Below are 3,615 nucleotides of genomic sequence, written 5' to 3'. Positions count from 1 at the left end.
CTTCGGATCAGAACGCCTCACAGGTGCCATTCTGGACCGTCTGACCCACCACGTGCATATCCTGGAAATGAACGGCGAAAGCTTCCGGCTGCGACAGAGCCGCAAAGCCCGAAGCTGAAACACCAACCCGCAAAGGCTGAAGGGCTGGCCTGCGGCCAGCGCGCCCTGGCACGCGTCAGCTATATGACAAGCACACGCACCAAGGCGCAGCTAACTCCCAAACAAACTGACCAATTTTACACCGGGAAACTGACCCTTTTTGCGCCGGGATTGACATCCGGTCATGATCCGAGCGAACACACCCATATCGCCCACCGCTTCCATCGGTTATATAGCGTCTTGGGCGGACCATATTCGCAAGGGGCATCAGACCACCACAACCCATTGCGATTGATGAAGATAATCCCACTCAGCACACGTCGATCATCAACCCTCCGCTTGCGTTCGCAGGCTCACCTCTTCGGAAAGTAAGGCTGAAGGCGAGACATCTGCTCGTCAGTCAGCCAGAATAGATTGCTCATGATACACCCCTGAAACTCAGGGGCTTGAATCACGCAGCCGAGATGACGGCAACCAAATTAATAGGTCCAGAACCTAGGCGTATGGGGATTGTTAGGATTGCGGGGTAGCATAGTGGCAACCGGCGAAGGCCGCCCTAATCGCCACCCCGGTAAGGAGTGGATTGGCAAATAGGTCCACCTAGTGTTCCGACTTGCCAATCCAACCGTCCATGACAACGCATGCTGACCGCCCATTGGTATGTGGAGGGGGTTCACCGTGAGTGAGGGTTGATCYATAGATTGTCATTGGCATCTCCTTGCCGATGACAATAACCAATGCTAAGCCCCAACACCCGTGCGCATCAGTAGAGATGTACAGCGCGAAAGCATAGGCTTTCTATCCAATTGAATAGGTCAGATAACTCCAGCCTCGTGCGCAATCATCGCGGCCTGGGTGCGGTTTGTCACGCCGACCTTGCGAAACAGTGTTTTCATGTGAAGTTTCACCGTTGGTTCGGAGATGCCTAAAGCACGCGCGATCTCTTTGTTGGACTTCCCGTCAGTCAACTCTCTTAGAACTTCCAACTCCCGTGTCGTAAGCTTGACGGCCAGTGAATTGTTCGCGGAATCTTCGGCGGCAGTCAAGAAGTCAACGGGAGCATATTGTTCGCCCATCGCCATAAAGCGAACCGCATTGATCATGGATTTAGCGGAAAGGGTTTTTGGCAAAAAGCCAGCGGCTCCTAATTCCAAGGCTCGCTCTGCAATATCGCGATTTGCCTCACCCGATATAAGCGCAACGCGTTGAGTACCTTCCATGTCAAGCGTTTCGATCAGGCCGTCAAGCCCCTTCATACCCGGCATATTATAGTCCAGAAGGATCAGATCATAGGGATCATCTTCAGATATGCGCTTTTGCGCCTCGCCTAACGTTCCCACGGCCTCTGCTGTTATATCATTTCCACTATGGAAAAACATAATCAATGTGTCCCGCAATAGACCATGATCGTCTGCAACTAATACTCTCACGGGCAGTTCCCTTGCTCGAACACTTTTCTTCGTGTCTATTTTGCGCCCAACCTGCAGGATTATGTCACTAGGCCTTGCCGACAGCAGATGATTTCCACAAGGCTTCGAACATTAATCAAGCTGATATCCACAATGAAGGACGACTTGGCGCGAGATTTGGTATCTGATGAGGAGCGGGGCAAGTTAACTGATTATATCCCTGTCGATGATGGCTTTTCTAGATGATTTAAGCTAGCGTACCATGGCACAAGCTTCTTTAGCCCTATTAACTGCACAACCTAGGCAAAATTGAGGCTGACGATAGCCGTTTCTGGTACCAACACCCGTGCGCATCAGTAGGGATGCGAAGCTCGAGGGAATAGCCTTACTATCCCAATGAATAGGTGAGCGGGAAATTCTTCATCCGGGAAATCCAATGTAGAAGGCAATTGGTCAAAGAACCAATGAGTTCGATATTGAACAAACCGACATTCCCCAAATCACTTGGCGCGGATCAAGGTGCAGTTGATCACTTGCAGCGCTTTCAGCACCGCCCCACTTTGGTTCAATGCGTCTATGATCTCTTCCCAGAGCCCCACCAGTGTCCAGCGCCGAAATTGGCAATAAACGCTGGACCGCTTGTTGAACTCATCTGGCAAGTCGCGCCATGGTTCACCAGTCCGGGCTAACCAGAAAATAACATCAAGAACATGACGGTGGTTGGTGGGCTTACGCCCGTTCGGAGCGCGGACCGCTAAACTAAAGCGTCCGGCTCAAAACCTGAATCGCAATGGATTGAACGAACCCGCTGACGCGGGAGGGGCGTAGCTATTGGCGGGAATGGCCCCTGGTGGGAAGGTTTGGTGCTGAGACCAACCTTTATCAGGAGACCATCCCATGGCTGATGCCACATCAGCGGTAAGCCCGCTGCGCCGCCGTATGATCGACGACATGACGCTTCGCAACCTGTCGCCGGCCACGCAATGATCCTATCTTCATGCTGTTGCAAAGTTCAGTCGGTATTTCGACTGTTCGCCGGATCGACTGGGGCTGCCCTTGCAGTAGCATTGGCGTTCTGCCCGCGGACCTCACAGAACCCTCCAGATTCACATGAGTGCCGATTTGTGATTCATCCTGTTTTGGAAGATGTTTCATGTTAGCACCTTTGCCAGATGCGCGGCGGGCGCGGTTTCAGAGATTTATTGAAGAAGGGTTAAGTGGGCGCGCGGCGGCGTTGCGTCTGAAGCTTTCGCCTGCAACGGGCGCGCGATGGGGACTTGCGATCCGTCGCTTGGGGCACGCCAGAGCCGCGCCTAAGGGGCGGCCCCGCGGCAAGGGCAAGCTTGATCCGCATCGCGCCTTTCTGATGGAACTGATAGATCAGGACGGCGACATGACCATGCCCGAGCTGGCTGGTGTGCTGGCGGATGCGACCGGCGTACAGGCGCATCCTGACGCGATTGGCCGGTCCTGCGCGAGCTGGGCTCTACGTAAAAAAACATTGGTCGCGACCGAACGACACCGCGCATGGCAGGCTGGCGAGAGTTTCAGTCGCAACGCCGCCGCCCGCTTAGCCCTTCCTCGATATACTTCTGAAATCGCGCACGAAGTGCAGATGGCAAAGGTGCTGACACAATCCATCTTCCCAAAGAGGATGAATCACATCTGAAACCTCAAAGGAACCACTCGCGATTCAAGTTCAAACCGAAACGCTTTAGGTTGATTTGATAAGAGAGTTGACTGACGGGAAGTCCAACAAAGAGATCGCGCGTGCTTTAGGCATCTCCGAACCAACGGTGAAACTTCACATGAAAACACTGTTTCGCAAGGTCGGCGTGACAAACCGCACCCAGGCCGCGATGATTGCGCACGAGGCTGGAGTTATCTGACCTATTCAATTGGATAGAAAGCCTATGCTTTCGCGCTGTACATCTCTACTGATGCGCACGGGTGTTGGGGCTTAGCATTGGTTATTGTCATCGGCAAGGAGATGCCAATGACAATCTATAGATCAACCCTCACTCACGGTGAACCCCCTCCACATACCAATGGGCGGTCAGCATGCGTTGTCATGGACGGTTGGATTGGCAAGTCGGAACACTAGGTG

Annotated in this window: 3 protein-coding genes and 3 pseudogenes; 3 read left to right on the top strand and 3 right to left on the bottom strand. The window is 53.3% G+C overall.

Annotated elements, in window-relative coordinates; translation table 11 throughout:
- A partial coding sequence (locus tag D9K61_RS27265) for an ATP-binding protein (RefSeq protein WP_216825766.1) occupies window positions 1-118 on the top strand: 118 nt, incomplete at its 5' end.
- A gap of 158 nt (window positions 119-276) precedes the next feature.
- Here the strand turns inward: D9K61_RS27265 and D9K61_RS07570 are convergent.
- The 3 genes and pseudogenes from D9K61_RS07570 to D9K61_RS07560 all read right to left on the bottom strand — a co-directional run.
- A pseudogene (locus D9K61_RS07570) lies at window positions 277-521 on the bottom strand (transposase); the annotation flags it as partial.
- Between the two features lie 393 nt (window positions 522-914).
- Window positions 915-1,529 carry a response regulator transcription factor gene (locus D9K61_RS07565; RefSeq protein WP_120632653.1) on the bottom strand — a complete coding sequence of 205 codons (615 nt, stop codon included), beginning with the start codon at window positions 1,527-1,529 and terminating at the stop codon, window positions 915-917.
- A 485-nt stretch (window positions 1,530-2,014) separates the two neighbouring features.
- A pseudogene (locus tag D9K61_RS07560) lies at window positions 2,015-2,272 on the bottom strand (transposase); the annotation flags it as partial.
- Window positions 2,273-2,661: 389 nt separating this feature from the next.
- Between D9K61_RS07560 and D9K61_RS27260 the strand changes: the two are divergent.
- Together D9K61_RS27260 and D9K61_RS07545 are read left to right on the top strand one after the other, a co-directional pair.
- Window positions 2,662-3,177 carry a hypothetical protein gene (locus D9K61_RS27260; protein WP_216825765.1) on the top strand — a complete coding sequence of 172 codons (516 nt, stop codon included), beginning with the start codon at window positions 2,662-2,664 and terminating at the stop codon, window positions 3,175-3,177.
- 67 nt (window positions 3,178-3,244) lie between these two features.
- Window positions 3,245-3,397, top strand: a pseudogene (locus D9K61_RS07545) (response regulator transcription factor); the annotation flags it as partial.
- Window positions 3,398-3,615 lie beyond the last annotated feature (218 nt).

This window comes from Ruegeria sp. EL01 (genome assembly GCF_900313035.1).
Lineage (GTDB): Bacteria > Pseudomonadota > Alphaproteobacteria > Rhodobacterales > Rhodobacteraceae > Ruegeria.
Note: the sequence above shows the minus strand (reverse complement) of the source record. Positions and strands in the feature narration are given on the sequence as shown.

Coding starts and splice junctions, on each gene's coding strand:
- D9K61_RS27260 (WP_216825765.1), top strand. CDS start 2,662: ATGTTAGCACCTTTGCCAGATGCGCGGCGGGCGCGGTTTCAGAGATTT.